The 5,143-nt window shown below is 44.2% G+C and carries 4 protein-coding genes; 1 reads left to right on the top strand and 3 read right to left on the bottom strand.

The features are described from left to right. Window positions 1-227 precede the first annotated feature (227 nt). Together IQ235_RS18510 and IQ235_RS18505 are read right to left on the bottom strand one after the other, a co-directional pair. On the bottom strand, window positions 228-947 hold the full coding sequence (locus IQ235_RS18510) for a class I SAM-dependent methyltransferase (RefSeq protein ID WP_264322889.1): 720 nt from the start codon (window positions 945-947) through the stop codon (window positions 228-230). Window positions 948-1,148: 201 nt separating this feature from the next. Next, window positions 1,149-2,240, bottom strand: coding sequence for an iron-containing redox enzyme family protein (locus IQ235_RS18505; protein ID WP_264322888.1), 1,092 nt, complete (start codon window positions 2,238-2,240; stop codon window positions 1,149-1,151). A 578-nt stretch (window positions 2,241-2,818) separates the two neighbouring features. On the opposite strand from IQ235_RS18505, the gene IQ235_RS18500 reads away from it, so the two are divergent. Continuing rightward, window positions 2,819-4,222: a 2-succinylbenzoate--CoA ligase gene (locus IQ235_RS18500; protein ID WP_264322887.1), complete on the top strand. Its 1,404-nt coding sequence runs from the start codon at window positions 2,819-2,821 to the stop codon at window positions 4,220-4,222. Between the two features lie 380 nt (window positions 4,223-4,602). Here the strand turns inward: IQ235_RS18500 and IQ235_RS18495 are convergent, their stop codons facing one another. Beyond that, window positions 4,603-5,061: a DIP1984 family protein gene (locus IQ235_RS18495; protein WP_264322886.1), complete on the bottom strand. Its 459-nt coding sequence runs from the start codon at window positions 5,059-5,061 to the stop codon at window positions 4,603-4,605. Window positions 5,062-5,143 lie beyond the last annotated feature (82 nt).

Raw genomic sequence — 5,143 nt, 5'->3', positions numbered from 1 at the left:
CATGAGTACAAGTTTTAACACCCACCTACTTATAGCAATTCTCAGTCTTGTGAGGTACACCCAAATTCTATTTCCTATTCCCCATTCCCCATTCCCGAAAACCAGAAACTCTGTACTTCAACAGATTGATAACCGCTATATCTGAAAAATTAGTATCTTGAAAGAGCGCTCGGCTAATTGCGTTTTTCAACAGGTTGATGCACCAAAAATCAAGTTAACCTCCCTTCTCAGTCAACCTTTTCAAAGACAAAAAACTTTCTGTCATCCGTCATCTCCAAAGGCTTGAATCCTACATCTGCAAGAATTTTCTGAAACGCTGTATCTTTATAGAATCCTAAAGCTAACGTTTCTTCGGCAAGAACGCTTCCCTCTTTATGGAAAGAATAAGTCTTTTCCACAAAGAAGTGTTCTGAGCTGCCGTTAGGCTTGCCAATTTTTTGAGAGTAGACAATTCCATCGGTTAAGTTCAGGTCTCTATCTTCGTGAGGGGAGTGAACGCTTAACAACAAAAGCCCACCCGAATCGAGATGCTTCGCAACATTCTGCAATCCCAGAATGTCATTTTCTTGGTTGAATAAATGCGTTCCTAACTGTAACTCATTATTCGATCGAACGATTACCCACGTGCCACCACTTGAGATAGCAGCATCGAATTTGCGATCGAGATTCATTTTCGCAACGTCACATTCGACGATAGGAATACTATTAGATAAGCGTTTGTTGGCAATTTCGATCATTGCCGGACTAAAATCTATCCCAACATAATCATAGGTTGGATCGAGTTTAAGTAGGGCTTGAGCGACCTGACCCGTGCCAATACCAAGCTCAAGTAGCCTTTTTCGCGAACCGATTGCCGATCGAATAGATGTTGCCAATGATTCGTAATCATAGTAGCCGGCATCCATTAACAAGTCATAGTAATCAGCAATTCCTTGGTAGTAACCCAAAAGATACACTCCTTTTTATTTGCGAACAGGGTAGCTAAGATGGAGTCGTCTTTTATCGTATCATGAGCTTTAAATCTGCATGACACGATACAGTTTAATAAATTATTTACGATTTTCATGAATGCACCGATCGTTCAACAAGACTGACGCAAGCTTGCGTCAGTCCCGATCGACTGTCCGTTCCTAGCAAATGCAAAACTTTTAGCTCCGCGATCGGACAGCCAGATCGTCGGTTTCGCGAACCGCTCGGGCGATCGCCGCACCGGCACGCTCGCTAATCAGCCGCTGCTGGTCGTAGCCGAGCAGTAACTCCCAAGCCTGCGCGGGGTAGCGATCCACAAGGGGTAGAGCCGCGTCATCTAGCATCCAGCGTCCGTGTAGTGCATCAACCTTAATATGCAAATTCCAGTAAGCCATTGCATCTGACGAAAGCCCCAACCGAACGCCCGCAGCCTGGTAGTTTGTGAAAGCCGCTGGGATCGAAGTCTCGAAGTAAAGCAAGCTGCCGATATAACGCAAGAAATAGCGCTTGCGTTCGCTAATGATAAAGCCATAGTTCGTCGCTGCGAGGGATTCCCAAGGCACCAACGCCAAATAGGCTTCTGGCTCGAGATTCAGATCGAATTGGGCCAGCATCGTGGTGAAAAAGGAAGAGTGCTTGCGAGCCAGACGACCGCCGCCATACTCCTCCATCAGTAATCGCGTCATCACTGCCTGCACGTCATTTGCCACACCCGCCAACGTTCTCGAAAGTTGACTCGCCTCCACCAGGCCATCCACAGAGGTAATGGCTAAAAGCTGACGATAACCCGCCTCGGTCATCTGCTCGCGAAAATAACGACCGTCTGCAGAGTCTGGAGGATTGACATCTACGGCAGCTCGTTCTTTCAATCCTTGCTTAACATCCTCTAGTTGCAAGGCTTCCACATCAATTTGTGCGAGTTCCCACTGGGACCAAACGTCTTCAATCTGCTTGAGGATTGCGAGTAAGTAAGCCGAGTTCTCATTGGTATAGCGATGCAAATCGTCATACCAAAAGAACTTCAAGCGATTGATGCGATAAAGTATCCTTTGCAAGAAAAGATGTGCGGCATTATCCCCAGTCGGGCTTTGGTATGCCGACCAGAGCGAGAAAGAGATCGCTTTTTCGAGGTCCCGAAACCGCTCGGGTTCGGCAGCAACTTTCTTGTCTAAATCTTCTATTTCTAGAATGTCGATGAATTGCTGCTCAGCTCGATCGTAATTTATAGCTGTTTGTCGATTTGTTTGTCGATCGGTTTGTATAGTTTGCATCTAAGTACGGGACAAAAACTGCCAAGAGTGAAGGGAAGAGAGTTTTAGGGAAATCTGCACAATATTCACTTGCCCTAGTGAAATAGATTAGTCAACTCCAATGCAGATTTCGTCTTCCTATAGACAGAGCTTGGGTCTATCCTTATCCTTTCCTTTATGGGGATGTTTCCGATCGCACTGTACCCGATATAAAACAGTCCATCTCAGTCTACATAGCGATCGCAATCGAGTGAGAGCGCGGTACAAAAACGGTATTATAAATGGATGCAGCGATTTTTCTGTGCCTTTTATGGAAGCCGTTTTCTAATTCTGGAGATCGAGCATTTATTGGATTTTTAGATAAGTCGCTAGAAATTATAGACGATTGTTTAACATAATGTATTGTCATGAAATAAAAGTTTATAAGTATTTATTTTCTTAATTAAAAAGCACTTAAAACTAATTTTTTTGATATCGAAACTTATCGATAACCTCTCTCTATAAATAAATTAGAGCATCGTTATCCGATCCGCTGCCATGAAAAAAATATTATATTTATTGAATTTTAAATTTAATTTAAAATCGAGATGATTTCTCCTTTGACAGTTTTACAACAACGTTGGCATGAGAATTGGCTTGTTGGAATGCAGCCCGATCGATTTCAGGCAATTTTCTACAATCGATTGCAAGAACTGAATCGACTCAAAGACAACTATCAATCTAAAATTTTACTTTGCGAATCGAATCCAGAAGTTTTTTTAGCCAGTTTTATGGCTGCTTGCACTCTGGGCTATCCCATTTTTTTAGGCGATTCTAACTGGAAAGAAGCTGAATGGAAAGAAGCGATCGAATTAATCCAACCTAATTTAGTTTGGAATGTAGGTGTTGATTTAAATCTCGAACTTTTAGAGACGATTTCGATTCTAGATCTTCCTTCAATTTCCCCCAGTTTAACTAGAATTATGATTCCTACCGGGGGAACGTCAGGAAAAATTAGATTTGCCGTTCATACTTGGGAAACTTTAATGGCATCGGTTCGGGGATTTCAGGAATATTTCCAAGTCGATCGCGTTAACTCCTGTTGTTTGTTGCCACTGTATCATGTCAGTGGATTGATGCAGTTTATGCGCTCTTTTACCACAGGTGGAAAACTCTGGATATTACCGAAAAGTAAACTGGAATCGATCGAGAAAATGACCGAACCCAATCTCAAAATCGATCGCTGGTTTATTTCTCTGGTTCCTACGCAGTTACAACGAATTTTGAACGACGAAAAACAGACGAATTGGCTGCAACAATTTGATGTGGTTCTTCTCGGCGGCGCACCAGCTTGGGAGAGGCTTCTGGAAAAAGCTAGAGTTCATAAAATTCGCCTTGCACCGACTTATGGAATGACAGAAACGGCTTCGCAAGTCGTCACCTTGAAACCAGACGATTTCCTGAAGGGAAATCAGAGTTGCGGGCAAGTTTTACCCCATGCTCATCTTGAAACTGATTCTTTTTCCAGCGATATAACTTTATCGAGTCTAATTACCATTCAATCGAAATCTTTATGTCTGGGTTACTATTCTTCCGAAACTAGATTAGATCGATTATCAAACTCAGAAACTCTTAAATCTGATGATATCGGATTTTTAGACGATCGTGGCTATCTTTATATCATCGGTCGATGTAGCGATAAAATTATTACCGGCGGGGAAAATGTCTTTCCTGCGGAAGTCGAAGCGGCTATTCGAGGAACGGGTTTAGTTGCCGATATTTGCGCGATCGGCATTCCCGATGATGACTGGGGCGAAGCTGTGGTTGCCGTGTGCGTTCCCAAAACCGATCGCATTTCCGAAGTTGATTTATCCACTGCGATTTCGGATAAATTATCCCGTTACAAACAGCCAAAATATTGGCATTTCGTTTCCAGTTTACCCCGGAACGAACGAGGAAAAATCAATCGATCGCAGGTTGCACGTATAGCTCGATCGGGTGTTAAATTTTTGTCCCGTTGTTAACAGACGAATGATGACTGGAATTGCCGTATCGAGAATAACGAACTGGTAAGTAGATAGGCGTGGAAATCTAAAGGTCGATGAAGGAATGTAACAACGGCCATTGACCCCTACAACAAACATTTACTTGTCGGTTGCGATCGAGCTGTAAGTCCCCAAACCCACCCTCGCCAAAATCGAGCGATCGATACGCGGTTGTAACATTAACAATACACAGTACAGCTGTAACATTAGCGGACGTAACTTGTAAACGAGAATCGAACTCGTCTGGCACTGTCCTAATGCCACCAAGGATACGGTTAACAGCCGTAAGTCCAACTTAACCCAGTTGGCAGGTTGTACCCGCTTCGCTTTATTTGGCTACCGACTGGCTCGATCGATACTTAATCGAGTAATTCCGTATTCCAGTTCGCTTGTTGGATGCTCGTATCCAAGATCCGGCACTGCTGCGACAGGCGATCGAGTTGCCCTTGCAGTTCGGCGACGTTCACCGTACTAAAAATCTTAATTTCCGATTGTCCGTACCGGTTTTGGCGAGTGGATGCTGTCGTGACAACCGTGTTGTAAACCCGGTGCTGTAACAACAGGGTATCCCGCTGCGCCAGCGCATCCGAGAGCATCGCCCCCGATTCGAGTTCCGTGCGAGAATTGGTGCGGTTGATGCGCTGAATCAAACTCGTCAGTTCGGCGATCGCCCCATCAACCTCTGCTAATAGCGTCTGCGGATCTTCTGAGGGGGTTTCGCCCTCCTGCACCTGGGCATTTCGCATCAATCGCTGCTGCAACTGATTCACGCGCTTCTGACAATCAGCTCTGAGTATTAATGCTTCTGCAAGTTTCATTTGATTAATAGGGAATAGGGAATGGGGAAAGGTTACGTAATTTGACTAAATGTCAAGTTGACTGGCTCGAATCGCTTGACCC

The sequence above is a fragment of the Zarconia navalis LEGE 11467 genome, from assembly GCF_015207075.1.
GTDB lineage: Bacteria > Cyanobacteriota > Cyanobacteriia > Cyanobacteriales > Geitlerinemataceae > Zarconia > Zarconia navalis.
Note: the sequence above shows the minus strand (reverse complement) of the source record. Positions and strands in the feature narration are given on the sequence as shown.

Excerpts from the sequence above, each read along its gene's own strand:
- IQ235_RS18505 (WP_264322888.1), bottom strand. The coding sequence starts at position 2,240 with ATGCAAACTATACAAACCGATCGACAAACAAATCGACAAACAGCTATA.
- IQ235_RS18495 (WP_264322886.1), bottom strand. The coding sequence starts at position 5,061 with ATGAAACTTGCAGAAGCATTAATACTCAGAGCTGATTGTCAGAAGCGC.